Raw genomic sequence first — 20,085 nt, 5'->3', positions numbered from 1 at the left:
TACAATGCGCGCCATCTTAGCACAGGCAGAAGCGGAGTTTGCTGTGAGCGATTTACCGGTCAGCGCGGTGCTGCCTGACATCCTGGCGGCACTGCGCGACGCCTCTCAAATCCTGCTGGCCGCCCCCACTGGTGCGGGCAAATCGACCTGGCTGCCGCTGCAGTTGTTACAGCAGGCGGCGCTGCCGGGGCGGATCATCATGCTGGAGCCACGTCGTCTGGCGGCGCGTAATGTCGCGCAGCGGCTGGCGGAGCAGCTCGGTGAGCAGCCGGGAGCCACGGTGGGGTTCAGGATGCGTGGCGAAAGCTGCGTCGGGCCACAGACCCGGCTTGAAGTCGTTACCGAAGGGATGCTCACGCGCATGCTTCAGCACGATCCGATGCTGGAGGGCGTGTCGCTGGTGATCCTTGATGAGTTTCACGAGCGCAGCCTGCAGGCCGATCTGGCGCTGGCGCTGCTGCTCGATGTGCAGCAGGGGCTGCGCGACGATCTTAAAATCATGCTGATGTCCGCCACGCTGGATAATGCCCGGCTGGCGATGCTGCTGCCGGATGCGCCATTAATTGTCTCAGAAGGACGCAGCTATCCGGTCGAGCGGCGTTATGCATCGCTGAATCAGAACGTGCGTTTTGAAGAGGCGGTGGCGCGTGAAGTCGCCCAGCTGCTGCGCGACGAAGACGGCTCGCTGCTGCTATTTCTGCCGGGCGTGGCGGAGATCGAGCGGGTCAGGCGTGAGCTGGAATCACGCATCAGCGATGATGTGGATCTGACGCCGCTCTATGGCGCGCTGCCGCTGGCGGCGCAGCGGCGGGCGATTCTGCCTGCCACCATCGGACGCAGGAAGGTGGTGCTTGCCACCAATATCGCCGAGACCAGCCTGACCATTGAGGGGATCCGGCTGGTGGTCGACAGTGCGCTGGAGCGCAGCGCGCTGTTTGACGCGCGCAGCGGCGTGACGCGGCTGCAGACCCAGCGAATCAGCCAGGCATCCATGATCCAGCGCGCAGGTCGCGCGGGGCGACTGATGCCGGGAATTTGTCTGCATCTGTTGCCGCAGGAGCAGGCATCCCGTGCGGCGGCGCAGAGCGAACCGGAAATCGTGAACAGCGATCTCTCGTCGCTGTGGCTGGATCTGCTGCAGTGGGGCTGTATCCAGCCGCAACAGCTGCAGTGGCTGGATCTGCCACCCGCCCGAAATCTGGACGCGGCGCAACAGCAGCTAACCCGCCTGAATGCGCTGGACAGCAACGGCCTGCTCAACACGCTGGGTCGGCGCATGGCGCAGCTGGGCTGCGATCCCCGACTGGCTGCTATGCTCTGTGCCGCTGGCGATGAGCCGGATGCGGTCGCCAGCGCCGCGCTGCTGGTCGCTATTCTGGAAGACCCTCCGCGCAGCGGCAGTGCCGATCTGCGGGATGCCCTGCATCGGCCTCAGTCACAATGGCAGCGGCGGGCGCAGCAGTGGCAGCAGCGGCTTAAAATCCGTGGCGGGCACGTCGATGAAGACCGTTTCGCTGTGTTGCTGGCGGTGGGCTTTGGCGATCGGCTGGCGCGGCGACGCGACCAGAGTGGTCGCTATCAGCTTGCCAACGGGCTGGGTGCCAGACTGGATGAGCAGGATGGCCTGACGCGTAATGAATGGCTGATTGCGCCCGCCCTGCTGCAGGGCAGTACCACGCCGGATGCCCGCATGTTGCTGGCGCTGCCGGTCAATATTGAATCGCTGTGCCAGCAGCAGCCTGCTTTGATTGAGCGCCGGACCGAAGTGGAGTGGGACGAAGAGAAAGGCACGCTGCGCGCGTTCAGACGTGAGCAGATTGGCGCGCTGATACTGAAGACCCAGCCGATGGCGCGCCCGGAACCGGACGTGCTCCACGCGGCCATGCTGCGCTGGATCGCCGAAAAAGGTCTGTCGGTGCTGGGCTGGACGCCGGACGCCGAACAGCTGCGTCTGCGCATCCAGTGTGCGGCGCAGTGGCTGCCGGATGAGAGCTGGCCCGCCACTGACGATCAGACGTTGCTCGAGAGCCTGCCGCAGTGGCTGTTGCCGCAGATGTCAGCGGTGCGCGATCTTCGCAGCCTGCAGGCTGTGAACCTGACCACGGCACTCTTACATTTACTCACATGGTCACAACGTCAGCGGCTGGATACTGTGCTGCCAACTCATTACACTGTGCCGACCGGAAGCCGGCTGCCGATCCGCTATGATGCGGACAAGCCGCCCGCGCTGGCGGTCAGGATTCAGGAGATGTTTGGCGAAGCGACTAATCCCACCGTCGCGGAAGGACGCATTCCGCTGGTGCTGGAGCTGTTATCGCCCGCCCAGCGTCCGTTGCAGATCACCCGCGATCTGGCGGCGTTCTGGCGCGGTGCCTGGCCGGAAGTCAGGAAAGAGATGAAGGGACGTTATCCTAAACATCCCTGGCCAGAGGATCCGGCCAACGCCTTGCCAACAAGGCGAACCAGGAAAATGTCCCCGCAAGGTTGAGTCCGCTGGATCGAATTCAGAGGGTTCTGCCATGCGGCACGCAAGAAAGCAGTTAGAGTAGCGGCGCTGCCGTAAGCACTGCCTGGAGAATAAAAGTAATGTCTGGGAACGATCGCGAACCAATAGGGCGCAAAGGTAAACCGTTGCCGCCGCGCAGCAGTGCGGGCCGGGGACGACGCAGGGATATCGAACAGGATATCGATCAGGACGATTTTAATGATGACGAGGAGGAAGCGCCGGTGCCACGTAAAGGTAAAGGTGGAAAACCGCCGCGCGGCAAACGCCGTTGGCTGGGATGGTTAATCAAGCTGTTCCTGGTGTTTGTGGTGGTCATGGTCGCATGGGGCATCTACCTCGACTCAGAAATTCGCAGCCGTATTGACGGTAAAGTGTGGCAACTGCCCGCCACCGTCTATGGCCGCATGGTCAGCCTGGAACCGGGCATGGCCTACAACAAAAGTGAAATGGTGGCGCTGCTGGAAGGGACTCAGTATCGCGAAGTCTCCCGGATTACCCGCCCTGGCGAGTTTTCGGTGAAGGGCAACACCATCGATTTGCTGCGTCGCCCGTTTGATTTCCCCGACAGTAAAGAGGGGCAGATCCACGCGCGCATGAGCTTCACGAAAGATGAGCTGAGCGAGATTAAAAACCTCGAAACCGGCCGTGATTTTGGCTTTTTCCGCCTCGATCCGCGCCTGATCACCATGCTGCAGTCGCCGAATGGTGAACAGCGTCTCTTCGTGCCACGTGCCGGTTTCCCGGATTTGCTGGTCGATACGCTGATCGCCACCGAAGATCGCCATTTCTATGAGCATGATGGCATCAGCCCGTACTCCATTGGTCGCGCCTTCCTGGCGAACATCACGGCCGGGAAAGCGGTGCAGGGCGGCAGTACCCTGACGCAGCAGCTGGTGAAGAACCTGTTCCTCACCAACGAGCGTTCGCTGTGGCGTAAAGCGCGTGAAGCCTATATGGCCGTGATCATGGATGCGCGCTACAGCAAAGATCGTATCCTGGAGCTCTACCTTAACGAGGTCTATCTCGGTCAGGCGGGTAGCGATCAGATTCGCGGTTTCCCGCTGGCGAGCCTCTACTACTTCGGCCGTCCGGTTGATGAGCTGAGTCTCGATCAGCAGGCGATGCTGGTCGGCATGGTGAAAGGGGCGTCGCTCTATAACCCGTGGCGCAACCCGAAACTGGCGCTGGAACGACGCAACCTGGTGCTGCGCCTGTTGCAGCAGCAGAAAGTGATCGACCAGGAGCTGTATGACATGCTGTCGGCGCGTGCATTGGGCGTCCAGCCGAAGGGGGGGGTGATCACGCCGCAGCCTGCCTTTATGCAGATGGTGCGTAACGAGCTTCAGGCGAAACTGGGCGACAAGGTGAAAGATCTCTCCGGCGTGAAGATCTTCACTACGCTGGATCCGGTGTCACAGGATGCGGCCGAAAAAGCGGTAATTGATGGCATTCCGACGCTGAAAAAACAGCGTGGCCTGAAAGATCTGGAAACTGCGATGGTGGTGGTTGACCGCTTCAGCGGCGAAGTGCGTGCCATGGTTGGCGGTGCCGATCCACAGTACGCCGGTTACAACCGTGCGCTGCAGGCGCGCCGCTCTATCGGTTCACTGGCGAAACCGGCGACCTATCTTACCGCGCTGAGCCAGCCAAACAGTTACCGGCTGAACAGCTGGATCGCCGATGAGCCGATTGCGCTGAAGCAGCCCAACGGCAGCATCTGGAAACCAATGAACGACGATCGTCGCTTCAGCGGAAAAGTGATGCTGGTGGATGCGCTGACCAACTCCATGAACGTGCCGACGGTTAACCTCGGTATGACGCTGGGGCTGGATGCGGTAGTCGATACCTGGAGCAAGCTGGGTGTGCCGAAAGATCAGCTACATCCGGTTCCGGCGATGTTGCTGGGTGCCATGAACCTGACGCCAGTTGAAGTGGCGCAGGCGTTCCAGTCGATCGCCAGCGGCGGAAACCGCGCGTCACTGTCAGCAGTGCGTTCGGTGATTGCGGAAGATGGCAGTGTGCTCTATCAGAGCTATCCGCAGGCAGAGCGTGTTGAACCGGCGCAGGCGGCTTATCTGACGCTCTACACTATGCAGCAGGTCGCTGACCACGGTACCGCCCGTGCGCTGGGCGCGCGTTTCCCGAATGCGCATCTGGCCGGTAAAACTGGTACCACTAACGACCTGGTCGACAGCTGGTTTGCCGGTATTGATGGCAAAGAAGTGGCGATCACATGGGTGGGACGCGATAACAATCAGCCGACCAAACTCTATGGTGCCAGCGGTGCGATGCAGCTCTATCGTCGCTACCTCGACATTCAGGCACCGATGCCGTTGCAGCTGACACCACCGGAAGATGTATCGCTGATGAATGTGGATTCGGCCGGTAACTTTGTCTGTGGCACGGGCAGCAGCACCTGGCGTTCTCTGCCAGTGTGGGCGCTGGATCCGAACGCGCTGTGTCAGCAACAGCAGCAGCAGGTTCAGCAGCAGCAACAGCTGTTCGATCAGCAACAGCAGCAACAGCAGCCGCAACAACAACCGGCCCAGCAACCGCAGGAGCAGAAAGACAGCGACGGCGTAGCAGGCTGGATTAAAGATATGTTTGGCAAATAAATCAGTCAGACAGGTTAAAAAGGGCGCTTCGGCGCCCTTTTTTTGTTTCTGATCAATACGCATCAATCGCCCTGCAAACGGCGTCACTACTGGGATTTCTTCTTGCAGTGCCCGCTGAAGTTCGCATATTATCTAATCCGTTATAATAATCATTATCGTTTCGATTCGCTCTCCTGAGCCTTTTTAAGAGACACCTTTTTATGAATGCGCGAACGACTTTTGCAGACAACACCAAAAAAACATTTTCCCGACCACTTCTGGGCGTCATGATCTCACTGAGCCTGAGCACCTCGCTTTACGCCGCACAGCCGGAGACCATGGTGGTCTCGGCGGATGGCGGCAGCGGCGTCGAGGCGGAAAGCGCCTGGGGTCCGGCGCCGACCGTGGCAGCCAAACACAGTGCCACCGGTACCAAAACCGATACGCCGATTGAAAAAAATCCGCAGTCAGTCTCCGTGGTCACCCGCGAAGAGATGGAGATGCGCAACGTGACCAGCGTGAAAGGGGCGTTTAACTACACGCCTGGCGTGCTGACCGGTAACCGCGGCAGCTCAGACGTGATTGATGCGTTGTCGATTCGCGGCTTCAGCGAAACCAACACCAATCAGTATATGGATGGCCTGAAACTGCAGGGGGATAACTACTCTGAGTTTGCCATCGACCCTTATTTCCTGGAGCGCGCCGAGCTGCTGCGCGGTCCGGTGTCGGTGCTCTACGGCAAAAGCAATCCTGGCGGTGTGGTTTCGCTGGTGAGCAAGCGTCCGACCCAGGAAACCCTGCGTGAAGTCCAGTTCCAGATGGGCAACGATAACCTCTTTTCGACCGGATTTGATTTTGGCGGCGCGCTGGATGATGACGGCGTCTACAGCTATCGTCTGACCGGTCAGGCGCGCAGTCAGGATGCGCAGCAGGCGATGAATAAAGAGAAGCGCTACACCATCGCTCCGGCTTTCAGCTGGCGTCCCGACGATCGCACCCGCGTTGACCTGCTGACCTATTTCCAGAACGAGCCAGAAACCGGCTATTACGGCTGGCTGCCGCGTCAGGGCACCGTAGTGCCTATCACCCGCGCCGATGGCAGCCAGTACAAACTGCCGACCAACTTTGATGAAGGCGAGCAGAGCAACAAGATTTCACGCACCACCAAAATGGTGGGCTATAACGCCGAGCACAGTCTCAACGACACCTGGACATTGCGCCAGAACCTGCGTTACGCCGACCTGCGCACCAATTACCGCAGTATTTACGGCAACGGTTTCCTGCCGGAGACTCAGCAAATCACGCGAGGTTCGGCCGTTTCAGAAGAGCAGCTCAACCAGTTGGCGGTCGATACCCAGGCGCAGGCGAAATTCGCCACCGGCCAGGTTGATCATACGCTGCTGCTGGGGGTGGACTTCCAGCGTACCCGCAATGATATCGACGCACAGTTTGGCTCGGCATCGAATCTGAATGCGGTAAATCCGCAATATGGCGATAACAGCGTAACGCCATTTGGTCCTTATCAGCATCTCAACAAGCAGCGTCAGACCGGCCTCTATGCGCAGGATCAGATGGAGTGGAACCGCTGGGTGCTGACGCTGGGCGGCCGATACGACTATGCCATGAACTCGGTTTACGATCGGGTAGCGGATAGCGTTGATCGCCAGAACGATCAGGCGTTTACCTGGCGCGGCGGTGTGAACTATGTGTTTGATAACGGCATCGCACCTTATTTCAGCTACAGCGAAGCCTTTATTCCAAACGCGGGTTCGACCTTTGACGGTCAGGCGTTTGATCCGTCACGCGCTAAACAGTATGAAGCGGGCGTGAAATATGTACCTAAAGATCGCCCGGTGGTGCTCACCGCAGCGCTTTATCAGCTGACCAAAACCAAAAACCTGACTGCCGATCCCGACCCAAATCGAGCTCTTTTCAGCGTGCAGAGCGGTGAAATCCGGTCGCGCGGCGTAGAGCTGGAAGCGAAAGCGGCGCTCAATGCCAACGTTAACCTGACGGCCTCGTACACCTATACCGATGCGGAATATACCGAAGACACCCAGCTCAAAGGCAAAACGCCGGTGCAGGTGCCGAAACATATGGCCTCACTGTGGAGCGACTATACCTTCCACGAGACAGCCCTTTCGGGTGTGACGGTGGGCGCGGGTGTGCGTTATGTCGGCGAGAGCCAGGGTCTCTACAGCACCGGCACCGAGCAGAACCAGAACTTTAAGGTTGCTGGTTACACCACGGTGGATGCGGCGCTGAAATATGACCTTGGCCGTTTCGGTCTGCCTGGCTCGACGGTGGGCGTTAACGTCAACAATCTGTTCAACCGCGAGTATGTCGCCAGCTGCTATCGTGAATACGCCTGCTACTGGGGTGCGGAACGCCAGATTGTTGGCACTGCGACCTTCAGGTTCTGATTTAACCGGGCGCTCCGGCGCCCGTTCGTTCACAGGGATAACCATGCCGTATCCGCACGCAGAAGAGGCGACCTTTACGCTGGCAAACGCCAGTTTTGAGGTGCCCGGCCGTACTCTCCTTCAGCCACTCTCGCTGACCTTTCCACCGGGTAAAATGACCGCACTGATTGGTCACAACGGCTCCGGTAAGTCGACGCTGTTAAAAATGCTGGGGCGTCATCATGTTGCCAGCAGTGGAGAGGTGCTGCTGAATCAGCAGCCGGTTGGGCGCTGGAACAGCAAAGCCTTTGCTCGCGAGGTGGCCTATCTGCCGCAGCAGTTACCGGCCGCTGAAGGGATGACAGTGCGGGAGCTGGTGGCGATTGGCCGCTATCCCTGGCACGGCGCGCTGGGACGGTTCGGACAGGACGACCGCGATCGGGTAGAGGATGCGATTGCCCAGGTCGGGCTGAATCCCTTTGCGGGTCGGCTGGTGGATAGCCTGTCGGGCGGTGAGCGTCAGCGCGCCTGGCTGGCGATGATGGTGGCGCAGAACAGCCGCTGTCTGCTGCTGGATGAACCGACGTCGGCGCTGGATATCGCCCATCAGGTTGAGGTGCTGGCGCTGATAAAAGATCTGAGCCAGCAGCGCGGCTTAACCGTGATTGCGGTGCTGCATGATATCAATATGGCAGCACGCTACTGCGATCATCTGGTGGCGCTGCGTCAGGGCACAATGATTGCCGAAGGTGACGCGGCGGCGATTATGCAGCCTGAGGTGCTCGGTGCGATTTATGGCATCCCGATGGGCATTTTACCGCATCCGCAGGGCGGCGCGCCGGTCAGTTTTGTCTGTTAAGGAAAGGATGATGCCCGATCTTTATCGCCGCCGACTATTGCTGGCGCTGGCGGTCTCGCCACTGTTTTGCGCACTTCCTCTGCGTGCCGCCACGCCAAATCCGGGCCGGATTATTGCACTGGAGTGGCTTCCCACCGAACTGCTGATAGCACTGGGTATCACGCCCTGGGGTGTGGCCGATCTGCATAACTACAACATCTGGGTAGGAGAGCCGCCGCTGCCTGCGGGCGTGATCGATGTGGGGCTGCGCACCGAACCCAATCTTGAGCTGATGGCGCAAATGCAGCCGTCGCTGATCCTCTGCTCCAACGGCTACGGCCCGCCTAAAGAGAAGCTGACACGCATCGCGCCGATCATGGGTTTCGACCTTCACAGCGGCGACGGGAAACCCTTTACCGCCGCACGCGCATCACTGCGTCAGCTGGCGGCGCGCCTCGGCGTAAGCGATCGGGCGGAGCAGCATCTGCGCGAAGTCGATGCTCAACTGGCGGCGGCCCGCGAGCGGCTGGCACCCTATGCCGGACGCACGATTCTGCTGATGTCGCTGCTCGACAGTCGTCACGCCATTACCTTCGGCCAAAACAGTCTGTTTCTGGAAGTGATGACCCTGCTGGGCCTGAAAAATGGCTGGCAGGGTGAGACCAACTTCTGGGGCAGCGCGGTGATCGGCATTGAACAACTGGCGCAGGCCGGAGATGTAGAGGTCATCTGTTTCGAGCATGACAACGACGCGGAGATGCAGCAGCTGATGCGCAGCCCGCTGTGGCAGGCTATGCCGTTTGTTCGCACCGGACGCTTTCAGCGCGTCCCGGCGGTCTGGTATTACGGTGCAACGCTCTCCGCGCTGCACTTTGTTCGCGTGCTGGAACGCGCGCTGGAGACGCACTGATGCGCCATGCTCTGTTTCCCGCAGGCCTCCTCAGCCTGCTATTTCTGCTCTCACTCAGCCTGACGCTGGTTAATCTGCACCAGGCGCTGCCACAGGCAGAGTGGTGGCAGGCATTCTGGTCACCGGCGGTCGATAGCCTGCCGCAGATGGTGTTTCACTACAGCCTGTTACCGCGCACGGCGCTGGCGCTGCTGGTGGGCGCCGGGCTGGGTCTTGCCGGTCTGCTGTTTCAGCAGATCTTGCGGAATCCGCTGGCGGAGCCGACCACACTGGGTGTCTCTTCCGGCGCACAGCTGGGCATAACCGTGGCGACGCTGTGGCATCTGCCGGGCGGGGCGCTGACACAACAGTTTGCTGCGCTTAGTGGTGCGCTGCTGGTGGCCGCGCTGGTGTTTGGGGTGGCCTGGGGCAAACGTCTGTCGCCGGTGACGCTGATTCTGGCCGGGCTGGTGCTGAGTTTCTACAGCGGCGCGGTGAATCAAATCTTCGCTATTTTTAATCACGATCAGCTGCAAAACATGTTTCTGTGGAGCAGCGGCGCGCTGAATCAGATGAGCTGGGAGAATGTGCAGCAACTCTGGCCGCGCCTGCTGCTGGCGTTTGTGCTGGCGCTGGCGCTGCTGCGTCCGCTGACGCTGATGGGGCTGGATGATGGTGTAGCAAAAAACCTGGGGCTGGCGCTCTCTGTCGCGCGTATCGGTGGCCTCGGGCTGGCGATTCTGCTCAGCGCACAGCTGGTGAATGTCGCTGGTATCATCGGCTTTATCGGGCTGTTTGCGCCGCTGCTGGCGAAGCTGCTGGGTGGAAGAAGGCTCCTCAGCCGGATGCTGCTGGCACCGCTGACAGGCGCGCTGCTGCTGTGGCTGGCCGACAGTTGCGTGTTATGGCTTAGCGCGCACTGGCGCGATATCCCGACCGGCACGGCTACGGCGCTGCTCGGCGTACCGATTCTGCTGTGGTTGCTGCCGCGACTGCGTACCGGTTCGGTGCCGCCTGCTCTCAATCAGGGTGACCACGTGCCCGCCGAACGACAGAACCTGCTGCGCTGGGCGCTGATTGGTCTTGCTGTTCTGGCCCTGCTGGCGTGGGGTGGTCTGGCGTTTGGGCGTGATGCGCAGGGCTGGATCTGGTCAGCGGGCGAGATGCTGCAGTCGCTACTGCCGTGGCGCGCGCCGCGCGTGCTGGCTGCGCTGGTGACCGGTCTGATGCTGGGCGTAGCAGGGAGTCTGATTCAGCGGCTGACCGGCAATCCCATGGCCAGCCCGGAAGTGCTGGGCATCAGTTCGGGTGCTGCCTGTGGTGTCGTCGTCATGATGTTCTTTGTGCCGGGCGATGCGATGGCATGGCTGCTGCCCGCCGGGGCGGTGGGGGCTGCGCTGACGCTGCTGGTGATCATGGCGGTAGCCAGTCGTGGCGGCTTTTCGCCAGAGCGGATGCTGCTGGCGGGCATGGCGCTTAACAGCGCCTTTGTCACCTTGCTGATGCTGCTGCTGGCGAGCGGCGATCCGCGTATGGGCGGGCTGCTGAGCTGGATCTCCGGCTCGACCTATAACATCAGCGGCAGTCAGGCGATTCAGAGCGCTGTCTGTGCGCTGCTGCTGGTCTCGCTGGCACCGCTGGCGAGCCGCTGGCTGACGCTGCTGCCGCTGGGAAGTACCACTGCACGCTCGGCCGGCATGGCGTTAACGCCCGCGCGGCTGAGTCTGCTGCTGCTGGCCGCCGCGCTGACCGCCAGTGCGACACTGACTATCGGCCCGCTGAGCTTTGTCGGACTGATGGCACCGCATATGGCGCGCATGCTGGGCTTCCGGCGGGCCTTGCCGCAACTGCTGCTGTCTGGATTGCTGGGGGGAGGATTGATGGTGCTGGCTGACTGGTGCGGGCGGATGCTGTCGTTTCCGGATCAAATCCCAGCCGGACTGATGGCGACGTTTTTAGGTGCGCCTTACTTTATCTGGCTGCTGCGGCGCTCAGGTTAAAAAAGACCGGCGTAAGCCGGTCTTCATCTTTAACGCTGCCGAAATTACAGCTTCGCGAAACAACGACGCGCCGCGTCGACAGTGCGCTGAATATCTTCTTCGCTGTGAGCCAGCGACATAAAGCCTGCTTCATAAGCTGATGGCGCAAAGTAAACGCCTTCCTCCAGCATCAGATGGAAGAAGGTTTTAAAGCGCTCCACATCGCAGCGTGTCACATCGGCGTAACAGGTCACGCTGTTAGCATCGGTGAAGAACAGGCCGAACATCCCGCCAACATGGTTAATCACCAGCGGGATATTTTGCTGTTGTGCTGCTTCGCGCAGACCCTCTGCCAGCTTACGGGTCAGGGCATCCAGTTTGTCGTGAGTACCGGGCTGCGCGATCTGTGTCAGGCAGGCAAAACCCGCAGCCATAGCGATCGGGTTACCGGAAAGCGTCCCCGCCTGGTAAACCGGGCCGGTCGGTGCCAGCGCGGCCATGACTTCGCGACGGCCACCGAATGCGCCGACTGGCATACCGCCACCGATTATTTTCCCGAGGCAGGTTAAGTCAGGACGCACATTGTAGTGAGCCTGTGCGCCGCCCAGCGCGACGCGGAAACCGGTCATCACTTCATCGATAATCAGCAGTGCGCCGTACTCATCACAGAGCGCGCGCAGGCCTGGCAGGAACGCCGGCTGCGGCGGGATGCAGTTCATGTTGCCAGCGACCGGCTCGACGATGATGGCAGCGATGGCATCAGGATATTGCTCGAAGGCGTTGCGCACCGAGTCGAGATCGTTAAAGGTACAGGTCAGGGTATGTTTAGCGAAATCGGCTGGTACGCCCGGCGAGTTTGGCTGACCCAGCGTCAGGGCACCGGAACCGGCTTTCACCAGCAGATGATCGGCATGGCCGTGATAACAGCCTTCAAACTTGATGATTTTATCGCGGCCGGTAAAGCCACGCGCCAGACGAATAGCGCTCATGGTCGCTTCGGTGCCGGAGTTAACCATCCGCACCATCTCCATGCTCGGCACCAGCTCACACACCAGCTGCGCCATGGTCACTTCCATTTCGGTCGGGGCACCAAAACTCAGGCCGCGCTGGGCCGCTTCGATCACGGCATTGCGGATCGCTGCGTTGTTATGGCCCAGCACCATCGGACCCCATGAGCCGACATAGTCAATATAGGCTTTGCCATCGGCGTCATAGAGATACGCGCCATCAGCGTGCTCAATAAACAGTGGAACGCCGCCCACACCGGTAAATGCGCGTACTGGCGAGTTTACCCCACCCGGGATCAGGCGTTGTGCCTCGGCAAACAGTTGTTCGGACTTACTCATTTTCGGCTCCAGCGTTTCAGAAAAATATTGCGTCATTCTACGGAAGAGGGGCAGCAGACGAAAGGTTGATTCACCCTCTGTGCCCTTAACAGGAGTGAAAGCGGCACAGAGTGCGAAGGGCAGAGCTTGATTGCGCTGAGGTGCTGGCTGATAATAGTGTAATTAAGGTCGTTTTCTGACCTGGGCGTTTACCGGAGTAAAACATGAGTGATGAAGTAGTAGCACTGCCGTTGCAGTTTACCGACGCCGCAGCCACCAAGGTGAAGAACCTGATTGCCGACGAAGAGAACCCGGCGCTGAAACTTCGCGTCTATATCACCGGTGGCGGTTGCAGTGGTTTCCAGTATGGCTTCACCTTTGACGACCAGATGAATGATGGCGACATGACGATTGAAAAGCAGGGCGTCGCACTGGTGGTTGACCCGATGAGTCTGCAGTATCTGGTGGGTGGTTCGGTGGATTACACGGAAGGCCTGGAAGGATCGCGCTTTATCGTGACCAATCCGAATGCCAAAACTACCTGTGGCTGTGGCTCTTCCTTCAGTATCTGATAATGCAGGCCGTCACCGTGACGGCCTCGTTTACCATTCTATTGTAACCAGCCGGTTACTCTGCTTCAGACTTCCCTGCGATTGAATCTGACTATGGGTGACGCGTGGCTGAGCGCCTGCCTGTCTGCCACAGTTGATCTGCGGCGCGGGCTGACCGTTAGTCGTGTTGATTTCACAGCGTGAATAAATGACAAGCCTGGCGCCTATAGAGCCATTTATCGATCCCGCGAAGGCAGGTCCGGCGATCATTAGCCCTATGGCCAGCAGCAGTGCTCTGGTCATATAAGGTTCCTGGTGTTTTAAAAAAGCGCCGTGGCGCTAAAAGGACGGTGAGCATACGTGGCCCGTTCGTCTCTGGTATTGATTAACGGCAAAAAGTGCAGTGACTTTAATCAATTCGCCGATTTATTCATCGGGATGCAGGGCCGCACAGAGTTGCTGCGCCGCCAGCAGCAATCGCGGACCTGGCCGGCTTAGCCAGTCCTCATTAATCGCAATAACTGGCACGGTGAGCTGCGGCCGCCAGAACGCACGGATGTTCTCCGCCTGTTGCGCACCGCCCGCTGTCACTACGGCCTGAGGATGGCGCATCAGCACCTGCTCACGGCTGACCTGCGGCCAGCTGACGCGACTGTCAGCAAAGATATTCCTGCCGCCACACAATGTAATAATCTCATTCTGCAGCGTGGCTCTGGCGGCGGTAAACAGCGGCTGCTGACCAAACTGCAAAAAAAGCGGAACCGCAGTCAGATGAGTATAGCGCTGTCGCAGCACGGCCTCCTGCTCACGCAGTTGTCGGGCGGCGCTTGCCGCCTGCTCCGGTCTGGGACTCCAGCGGCCCAGATCGGCCAGCGCCGTGAACATCTCATCCAGCGTCAACGGATCAATCCATTTAACCGGCACGCCGAGCTGCTGTAACTGATCAATCTGTCGCTGCGGATTACCGCCACGCCAGGCTAAAACCAGATCCGGCTTGAGCTGCAGAATACGTTCGGCCTTGATGCCCTGCCAGTTGGCGACCTGTTCAATCTGTTTCGCCTGTGGCGGATAGTCGGACCAGGCGCTGACCGCAATCGGTGTAATCCCGGCAGCAAAGGCGAGTTCGGTAAGGTGAGGGGCGAGGGTAATAACACGGGGTGGGGAGGCGAGCAGGCTGCCGCTCAACAGCAGCAGCCAGCAGAACAGCAGCGTTTTAGCCACGCGCCAGATGCGCCAGCAGGTTCTCCACCATCAGCGAAGATTGCTTCGCTGCAACGCTTAAGAACTCATCAAAGCTAAGGTGCGATTCTTTATCGGCCACATCGGAAATTGCGCGGACCACCACAAATGGCACCTGGAACTGATGACAGACGTGAGCGATAGCGGTCGCTTCCATCTCAACGGCAATCGCCTGCGGGAACAGATGACGAATGCGTGCCAGCGGCTCGGCACCATTGATAAAGGCATCACCGCTCACTACCAGACCGCGTACGGCATTCAGGTCCAGCTGTTTAATGCAGGCTTCGGCCGCCGCGATAAGCTTGCTGTCTGCCACAAACGCGGCCGGACAACCCGCCATCTGACCTGGCTCGTAACCAAAAGCGGTGACGTCAGCATCGTGATAACGCACTTCATCTGATACCACGATATCGCCGACGCTCAATGACGGCGCTAAACCGCCCGCCGATCCGGTGTTGATCACCACATCCGGCTTGCAGAGCTGCAGCAGCAGCGTGGTACCCAGCGCGGCAGAGGTTTTACCAATGCCCGATTTCAGCAGAGCCACTTCAACGCCCTGCAGGGTGCCGGTATAGATTTCACAACCCGCCAGTGTCAGCGTTTGACGGTTTTCAATTTTGTCGCGCAGCAGTGTCACTTCCTGCTCCATCGCGCCAATAATGCCTGCTTTCATAATGAGTTCCGTTAATGTAAAGAATCAAAATTTAGGGCATAGTCTACCATGGCATTCAGGGGATTAATTCACGAAAAAGTAAGGGGTAATTCATGTCGGCGATCAATTTCAGGAAGAAGATCAGCTTCTCGCGCCCTTATAACAGTCGAAAAGATCCGGAAGGCGAATATTACATTACCCGCCATTTTGAGAGCGACCGTGGACGGATTATCAACTCCGCCGCCATCCGGCGTTTGCAGCAGAAAACCCAGGTCTTTCCGCTGGAGCGCAACGCCGCCGTCCGATCCCGCCTGACGCACTCGCTGGAGGTGCAGCAGACCGGGCGCTACATCACCAAAGAGATCCTGCAAACCTTCAAGATGCAGGGCGGGCTGGCGCTGTATGGTCTGGATGAGATGGAAGGCGCGTTTGAAAGTCTGATTGAGATGGCGTGTCTGCTGCATGACGTCGGCAATCCGCCGTTTGGCCATTTTGGCGAGGCAGCCATCAACGACTGGTTTGAAGAGAACCTCTCAGCCGAACTGGTGGATCCATTGGTGGCGGGCGTCGAAGGAGAGGAGCAGCGTAAAGCCTTTGATCAGCTGAATGCCATGATCCGCCAGGATCTCTGTCATTTTGAAGGCAATGCGCAGGCCATTCGCATGGTACATACGCTGCTGCAACTGAATCTCAGTTATTCCCAGGTCGCCTGCATCCTGAAATATACCGCACCTGCCTGGTGGCAGGGGGAAAAGCCCGCCGAATTTAGCGTATTAATGAAGAAACCCGGCTTTTACCTCTCTGAGCAGGATTATATTGCGGATTTGCGTGCTGCCACCAATATGGAAGAACACCATCGCTTTCCGCTCACCTATATAATGGAAGCGGCCGATGATATCTCCTATTGTATTGCCGATTTGGACGATGCTGTAGAAAAAGATATCTTTAATGTTGAGAGTTTGTTTGAGTTTCTCAATAAAGCCTGGGGGCCGGTTAAAAATAATGACGCTTTCAGCCGGACTATTGGCGAAGCCTGGCGTGAAGCCTGCAGTAAAAAACGCCGAAGCCGCAGTGATCAATTTTTTATGTCATTACGCGTAAATGTTCAGAGCGTGCTGGTAAGTTACGCTGTGAAACGTTTCGTTGATAATCTGCCTGCTATATTCGAGGGAAGTTTTAATCACGCGCTTCTGGAAGATGAGGGTGAAGAGGGCCGCTTACTGCAACTGTTTAAAACTGTTGCCCGCCAGCAGGTCTTTAACCACTCTGAAGTCGAGCAGCTGGAGTTACAGGGATACCGGGTAATCAAGGGGCTGCTGGAGATCTATCAGCCGCTGATGCGCCTGAATTATGAGGCTTTTACCACGCTGATCAATGAAGATTTCCTGCGTCAGCATCCGATTGAAACCCGGCTTTTTCATAAGCTCTCCGGTAAACATCGTAAAGCTTATTTGCAAAAGATGCGTACCCTTGTGGTCGAACATAAATATCAGCGGCTGTTGTGGGAACGTTATTATCGCTTCCGGCTGATTCAGGATTATATCAGCGGGATGACCGATCTCTATGCCTGGGATGAGTACCGGCGGTTAATGGCAGTAGAATAAGCCGCCGATTGTAAAGAGCGCGAATAAATTTTTACCTTTGACTTAAACTTTTAAAGGAACTTCGCGCTAAAACATTTATCTCACCTTCGACCACAGCAATGGTCTGAACAGTAATCTTATCGAGAAACGAAAAATGAAAAAAAAGACTTTAGTGTTAAGTGCGCTTGCGTTAAGCCTGAGCATGGCGCTCGCCCCTGTTACTGTTTTTGCTGCGCAAACGGCCTCTTCCGATAGCCAGCAACTCCCGAGTCTGGCACCCATGCTCGAAAAAGTGATGCCGTCTGTGGTCAGTATCAGCGTCGAGGGCACCACCACGGTGAAAACCCCGCGTATGCCGCAGCAGTTTCAGCAATTCTTTGGTGACAATTCGCCATTCTGCCAGGACGGTTCCCCGTTCCAGGGTTCACCCATGTGTCAGAGCGGTGACGGTGCGGGCGGCAACGGCGGTGCGCCAGCCCCTGATACTCAGCAGGAAAAATTCCGTGCTCTTGGATCTGGCGTGATCATCAACGCTGAAAAAGGCTATGTGGTAACTAACAACCACGTGGTGAATAACGCTACCAAAATTCAGGTCCAGCTCAGCGACGGCCGTCGCTATGACGCAAAAGTGATCGGTAAAGATCCAAGCTCTGACATTGCACTGGTTCAGTTGCAGGAAGCCAAAAATCTGACCGCAGTGAAAATTGCTGACTCCGACAATCTGCGCGTCGGCGACTACACCGTGGCGATCGGCAATCCGTATGGCCTGGGTGAAACCGTGACCTCCGGTATCGTCTCGGCGCTGGGACGCAGCGGCCTGAATGTAGAAAACTACGAAAACTTTATCCAGACGGATGCGGCGATTAACCGGGGTAACTCCGGTGGTGCGCTGGTTAACCTCAACGGTGAACTGATTGGGATTAACACCGCCATTCTGGCGCCGGATGGCGGCAACATCGGTATCGGCTTTGCTATCCCGAGCAACATGGTGAAAAACCTGACGGCTCAGATGGTTGAATTTGGTCAGGTGAAACGCGGTGAGCTGGGTGTGCAGGGGACTGAACTGAACTCCGAGCTGGCAAAAGCGATGAAGGTCGATGCACAGCGTGGTGCCTTTGTCAGCCAGGTGCTGCCAGACTCTGCAGCCGCCAAAGCGGGTATTAAAGCGGGTGACGTGATTGTTTCGATGAACGGCAAACCGCTGAGCAGTTTTGCTTCGCTGCGTGCAGAAGTGGGTTCACTACCGGTTGGCACCACCCTGAAACTGGGCCTGCTGCGTGATGGCAAACCGGTCGATGTCTCTGTTCAGCTGCAGCAGAGCAGCCAGGCCAAAGTGCAGTCTGCCACTATCTATACTGGCATCGAAGGCGCTGACCTCAGCAATGTCGAAACCGGCGATAAAGGTGTTCGCGTTGATAATGTGAAAGCGGGCAGTGCCGCAGCGCGTATCGGCCTGAAAAAGGGCGACGTGATTCAGGGCATTAACCAGCAGCCGGTAACCAACCTCGGCGAACTGCGCAAAGTCCTCGACACCAAGCCAGCCGTTCTGGCGCTGAATGTTAAGCGCGGTGACAGCAGCATCTATCTGCTGATGCAGTAACGAAACGACAACTGACGACGAGGCGGACTGCGGTCCGCCTTTTTTTATGCCTGCTTTCTGTCACATCATAGTGTGATACCCACCGCAAATTCGGTAAATGAGCGTCCGGCTCTGTGCAATTGCACAATGTTCTGCGCGCGATGCATGCGTATTCTGTTTCTCCCCCCTCTTTTCAGGAGTAATGGATGGCTACCTATCACCTTGATGCCCGGCTGGCCCAGGATATCGTGGCGCGCACCATGAAAATTATTGACAGCAATGTCAACGTGATGGATGCGCGCGGCCGGATTATCGGCAGCGGTGACCGGGAACGCATTGGGGAGTTGCACGAAGGTGCACTTCTGGTGCTCTCTCAGGGGCGCATAGTCGACATCGATGAGGCGGTGGCGAAACATCTTCATGGCGTGCGGCCCGGCATTAACCTGCCGCTGCGCATCGATGGTGATATCGTCGGGGTGATAGGTCTGACCGGCGAGCCACTGGCGCTGCGGCACTATGGCGAGCTGGTCTGCATGACCGCAGAGATGATGCTGGAGCAGGCGCGGCTGCTGCATATGCTGGCGCAGGACAGTCGTCTGCGTGAAGAGCTGGTGCTGAACCTGATACGCAGCGATACCCTGTCGCCACAGCTGACCGAATGGGCACAGCGGCTGGGCATCGATCTCAATCAGCCGCGAGTGGTCGCCGTGGTAGAGGTGGATAGCGGTCAGCTCGGCGTCGACAGCGCGATGTCAGAGTTACAGCAGCTACAGACGCTGCTGACCACACCGGAGCGCGATAATCTGATCGCTATTGTGTCACTGACCGAAATGGTGGTGCTGAAACCGGCCCTGAACGGGCATGGACGTTACGATCAGGATGATCATCGCCGCCGCGTCGAACAGTTGCTGCAGCGGATGAAAGAGAGCGGTCATCTTCGAATGCGTATCGCGCTGGGTAACTTCTTTACCGGGCCGGGCAGCATCGCGCGCTCGTACAGGACGGCGCGCACCACGATGATGGTGGGCAAACAACGAATGCCGGAGGTGCGCAGCTATTTCTATCAGGATCTGGTGTTGCCTGTATTGCTCGACAGCCTGCGTGGCGGCTGGCAGGCTAATGAGCTTGCCCGGCCACTGGCGAAACTCAAGAGCATGGATAATAACGGTTTGCTACGTCGTACGCTGATTGCCTGGTTCACCCACAACGTCCAGCCGAGCGCCACCGCGCGTGCGCTATTCATTCATCGCAATACGCTTGAGTACCGGCTGAACCGGATTTCTGAACTGACCGGACTGAATCTGGGTCATTTTGACGACAGGCTGTTGCTCTATGTGGCTTTACAATTGGATGAGCAGGGGTAGAGGACAGATTTGCGGCATAAAAAAGGCCAGCAAAGCTGGCCTCTCTCGTCGGACAGAAAATTAACGGCTGTTACGGGTTAATTTTTCCAGATCCGATTCAATTTCAGTGATCTTGTGGGAAACCACGCTTTCCAGGTGACGCAGGTCATCCAGGATTTTGCGTTTCAGATCCACTTCAACCTGGTCACGCTGGCAAATCTGATCGAGTTCATCAATGACATAACGCAGATTCGGGCTGATTTCCTGAACTTCTTTGTAGCCCTGAGTCGCGTGATCGGCAACAACGGTTTTGCGCTGACGCGGATATTTGAATTTAACGCTCTTTGCGAAAAACTCGCCTTTATCTTTGCGGAAGTAGATCTTCAGAATATCGTTGTTGGCTTCCTGACGCAGGCTGTAGCGGTCAATGTCGTCCGGGTTACTGATACCTAAGCTTTTCAGATTGTCATACATAGCGTTGTTTCCATCAAAAGTGAGAAGCGCGCAGATTTGTTCATGACGTCCGTCAACTGTAGACATAAATAAGCGGGATGAACATTGCGCGACAGGATTTAACTGGCGCGGATTATGACCTGGATAAAAAC

At 57.9% G+C, this 20,085-nt stretch carries 15 protein-coding genes; 10 read left to right on the top strand and 5 right to left on the bottom strand.

What is annotated here, in order from left to right:
- Positions 1-4: 4 nt before the first annotated feature.
- The 6 genes from hrpB to fhuB all read left to right on the top strand — a co-directional run bounded on the left by hrpB (position 5) and on the right by fhuB (position 11,229).
- Positions 5-2,488, top strand: a complete 2,484-nt coding sequence (gene hrpB, locus AC2LB6_RS07540) for an ATP-dependent helicase HrpB (RefSeq protein WP_490093033.1) — start codon at positions 5-7, stop codon at positions 2,486-2,488.
- Between the two features lie 98 nt (positions 2,489-2,586).
- A complete protein-coding gene (gene mrcB, locus AC2LB6_RS07535) occupies positions 2,587-5,121 on the top strand; it encodes a bifunctional glycosyl transferase/transpeptidase (RefSeq protein WP_490093032.1) in 2,535 nt (844 codons plus the stop codon).
- A gap of 200 nt (positions 5,122-5,321) precedes the next feature.
- A complete protein-coding gene (gene fhuA / locus AC2LB6_RS07530) occupies positions 5,322-7,523 on the top strand; it encodes a ferrichrome porin FhuA (protein ID WP_490093031.1) in 2,202 nt (733 codons plus the stop codon).
- Positions 7,524-7,566: 43 nt separating this feature from the next.
- Positions 7,567-8,361: a Fe3+-hydroxamate ABC transporter ATP-binding protein FhuC gene (fhuC, locus tag AC2LB6_RS07525; RefSeq protein ID WP_490093030.1), complete on the top strand. Its 795-nt coding sequence runs from the start codon at positions 7,567-7,569 to the stop codon at positions 8,359-8,361.
- A gap of 10 nt (positions 8,362-8,371) precedes the next feature.
- A complete protein-coding gene (gene fhuD, locus AC2LB6_RS07520) occupies positions 8,372-9,250 on the top strand; it encodes a Fe(3+)-hydroxamate ABC transporter substrate-binding protein FhuD (RefSeq protein ID WP_490093129.1) in 879 nt (292 codons plus the stop codon).
- Complete coding sequence (fhuB, locus tag AC2LB6_RS07515) at positions 9,250-11,229, top strand: Fe(3+)-hydroxamate ABC transporter permease FhuB (RefSeq protein ID WP_490093029.1); 1,980 nt, start codon at positions 9,250-9,252, stop codon at positions 11,227-11,229. The genes fhuD and fhuB overlap by 1 nt, the downstream gene beginning before the upstream one ends.
- 44 nt (positions 11,230-11,273) lie before the next feature.
- Here the strand turns inward: fhuB and hemL are convergent, their stop codons facing one another.
- Positions 11,274-12,554: a glutamate-1-semialdehyde 2,1-aminomutase gene (gene hemL, locus AC2LB6_RS07510; RefSeq protein WP_490093028.1), complete on the bottom strand. Its 1,281-nt coding sequence runs from the start codon at positions 12,552-12,554 to the stop codon at positions 11,274-11,276.
- 203 nt (positions 12,555-12,757) lie between these two features.
- Between hemL and erpA the strand changes: the two genes are divergently transcribed.
- Positions 12,758-13,105, top strand: coding sequence for an iron-sulfur cluster insertion protein ErpA (erpA, locus tag AC2LB6_RS07505; protein ID WP_490093027.1), 348 nt, complete (start codon positions 12,758-12,760; stop codon positions 13,103-13,105).
- 30 nt (positions 13,106-13,135) lie between these two features.
- Here erpA and AC2LB6_RS07500 read toward each other — a convergent pair whose 3' ends face one another.
- From AC2LB6_RS07500 to mtnN, 3 genes are all read right to left on the bottom strand, one after another.
- A complete protein-coding gene (locus AC2LB6_RS07500; protein ID WP_490093026.1) occupies positions 13,136-13,387 on the bottom strand; it encodes a hypothetical protein in 252 nt (83 codons plus the stop codon).
- Positions 13,388-13,510: 123 nt separating this feature from the next.
- On the bottom strand, positions 13,511-14,305 hold the full coding sequence (gene btuF, locus AC2LB6_RS07495) for a vitamin B12 ABC transporter substrate-binding protein BtuF (RefSeq protein WP_490093025.1): 795 nt from the start codon (positions 14,303-14,305) through the stop codon (positions 13,511-13,513).
- Entirely contained in the window at positions 14,298-14,996 is a 699-nt protein-coding gene (mtnN, locus tag AC2LB6_RS07490; protein ID WP_490093024.1) for a 5'-methylthioadenosine/S-adenosylhomocysteine nucleosidase, read from the bottom strand. Before mtnN ends, btuF begins: the two co-directional genes overlap by 8 nt.
- A 92-nt stretch (positions 14,997-15,088) precedes the next feature.
- Here mtnN and dgt point away from each other — a divergent pair, with 92 nt between their 5' ends.
- From dgt to AC2LB6_RS07475, 3 genes are all read left to right on the top strand, one after another.
- Entirely contained in the window at positions 15,089-16,579 is a 1,491-nt protein-coding gene (dgt, locus tag AC2LB6_RS07485) for a dGTPase (protein ID WP_490093023.1), read from the top strand.
- A 133-nt stretch (positions 16,580-16,712) separates the two neighbouring features.
- On the top strand, positions 16,713-18,158 hold the full coding sequence (gene degP, locus AC2LB6_RS07480) for a serine endoprotease DegP (protein ID WP_490093022.1): 1,446 nt from the start codon (positions 16,713-16,715) through the stop codon (positions 18,156-18,158).
- 185 nt (positions 18,159-18,343) lie between these two features.
- Positions 18,344-19,501: a CdaR family transcriptional regulator gene (locus tag AC2LB6_RS07475; RefSeq protein WP_136197969.1), complete on the top strand. Its 1,158-nt coding sequence runs from the start codon at positions 18,344-18,346 to the stop codon at positions 19,499-19,501.
- Between the two features lie 60 nt (positions 19,502-19,561).
- Here the strand turns inward: AC2LB6_RS07475 and AC2LB6_RS07470 are convergent, their stop codons facing one another.
- Entirely contained in the window at positions 19,562-19,954 is a 393-nt protein-coding gene (locus tag AC2LB6_RS07470; protein ID WP_008925632.1) for a DUF3461 family protein, read from the bottom strand.
- Positions 19,955-20,085 lie beyond the last annotated feature (131 nt).

The sequence above is a fragment of the Pantoea sp. RCC30.1 genome, from assembly GCF_058148845.1.
Note: the sequence above shows the minus strand (reverse complement) of the source record. Positions and strands in the feature narration are given on the sequence as shown.

Excerpts from the sequence above, each read along its gene's own strand:
- hrpB (WP_490093033.1), top strand. The coding sequence starts at position 5 with ATGCGCGCCATCTTAGCACAGGCAGAAGCGGAGTTTGCTGTGAGCGAT.
- mrcB (WP_490093032.1), top strand. The coding sequence starts at position 2,587 with ATGTCTGGGAACGATCGCGAACCAATAGGGCGCAAAGGTAAACCGTTG.
- fhuA (WP_490093031.1), top strand. The coding sequence starts at position 5,322 with ATGAATGCGCGAACGACTTTTGCAGACAACACCAAAAAAACATTTTCC.
- fhuC (WP_490093030.1), top strand. The coding sequence starts at position 7,567 with ATGCCGTATCCGCACGCAGAAGAGGCGACCTTTACGCTGGCAAACGCC.
- fhuD (WP_490093129.1), top strand. The coding sequence starts at position 8,372 with ATGCCCGATCTTTATCGCCGCCGACTATTGCTGGCGCTGGCGGTCTCG.
- fhuB (WP_490093029.1), top strand. The coding sequence starts at position 9,250 with ATGCGCCATGCTCTGTTTCCCGCAGGCCTCCTCAGCCTGCTATTTCTG.
- hemL (WP_490093028.1), bottom strand. The coding sequence starts at position 12,554 with ATGAGTAAGTCCGAACAACTGTTTGCCGAGGCACAACGCCTGATCCCG.
- erpA (WP_490093027.1), top strand. The coding sequence starts at position 12,758 with ATGAGTGATGAAGTAGTAGCACTGCCGTTGCAGTTTACCGACGCCGCA.
- AC2LB6_RS07500 (WP_490093026.1), bottom strand. The coding sequence starts at position 13,387 with ATGACCAGAGCACTGCTGCTGGCCATAGGGCTAATGATCGCCGGACCT.
- mtnN (WP_490093024.1), bottom strand. The coding sequence starts at position 14,996 with ATGAAAGCAGGCATTATTGGCGCGATGGAGCAGGAAGTGACACTGCTG.
- dgt (WP_490093023.1), top strand. The coding sequence starts at position 15,089 with ATGTCGGCGATCAATTTCAGGAAGAAGATCAGCTTCTCGCGCCCTTAT.
- degP (WP_490093022.1), top strand. The coding sequence starts at position 16,713 with ATGAAAAAAAAGACTTTAGTGTTAAGTGCGCTTGCGTTAAGCCTGAGC.
- AC2LB6_RS07475 (WP_136197969.1), top strand. The coding sequence starts at position 18,344 with ATGGCTACCTATCACCTTGATGCCCGGCTGGCCCAGGATATCGTGGCG.
- AC2LB6_RS07470 (WP_008925632.1), bottom strand. The coding sequence starts at position 19,954 with ATGTATGACAATCTGAAAAGCTTAGGTATCAGTAACCCGGACGACATT.